General features: G+C 71.1%; 1 protein-coding gene. It reads left to right on the top strand.

Features of this window, described 5'->3' with window-relative positions:
* Positions 1 to 1,048 (top strand): AMP-binding protein (locus tag K8625_RS43575; protein ID WP_223786115.1); only part of this gene is annotated, 1,048 nt, incomplete at both ends.

Here is a 1,048-nt window from a genome sequence, read left to right as displayed (position 1 = left end):
TGCTCTCCGACTTCCAGGGCGAGCACGTCCGCTACCCCGAGGACGCCACCCTCCACTCCCTCTTCGAGGCCCAGGCCCTCCGCACGCCTCACGCCGAAGCCCTCCGCTTCGAGGGCGCGTCTCTCTCCTACGCTCAGCTCGACGCCCGCTCCAACCAACTCGCCCACCACCTGCGCTCCCTCGGCGCCCGCCCGGGCCTCCTCGTCGCCGTCTGCCTCGAGCGCTCCCTCGACCTCGTCGTCTCACTCCTCGCCGTCCTCAAGTCCGGCGCCGCCTACGTCCCCCTCGACCCGGCCTACCCGCGCGAGCGTCTCGCCGGCATGCTCGAGGACGCCCAGGCCCCCGTCCTCCTCACCCACTCACGCCTGACCTCCGTCCTGCCTCAGCACGCCTCCCAGGTGCTCTGCCTCGACACCCAGTGGGACGCCGTCTCCCGTCAGTCCTCCGCCTCCCCCTCCCCTCTCGCGGGCCCGGACTCCCTCGCCTACGTCATCTTCACCTCGGGCTCCACCGGCCGCCCCAAGGGCGCCATGAACGCCCACTCCGGTGTCGTCAACCGCCTCCTCTGGATGCAGCAGCAGTACTCCCTCACCGCCCTCGACACCGTCCTCCAGAAGACTCCCTTCAGCTTCGACGTCTCCGTCTGGGAGTTCTTCTGGCCCCTTCTCACCGGCGCTCGCCTCGTCCTCGCCAGGCCCGGCGGACACCAGGACCCCGCCTACCTCGTCCGCCTCCTCTCCGACGAGCGCGTCTCCACCGTCCACTTCGTCCCCTCCATGCTCCGCGCCTTCCTCGAGGAGCCGGGGCTCGACTCCCTCAACCACCTGCGCCGCGTCCTCTGCTCCGGCGAGGCCCTCCCCGCGGACCTCGTCCACCGCGCCCACTCGCGCCTTCACCCCTCCTCCGAGCTCCACAACCTCTACGGCCCCACCGAGGCCGCCGTCGACGTCTCCTTCTTCCACTGCGCTCGCGGCTCCTCCCTCTCCTCCATCCCCATCGGCAGGCCCGTCGCCAATACCCGCCTCTACGTCCTCGACTCCCAGGGGCA

This window comes from Myxococcus sp. AS-1-15 (genome assembly GCF_020037055.1).
In the GTDB taxonomy this organism is placed as follows: Bacteria; Myxococcota; Myxococcia; order Myxococcales; family Myxococcaceae; genus Myxococcus; species Myxococcus fulvus.
This window is presented reverse-complemented; position numbering and strand designations above follow the sequence as displayed.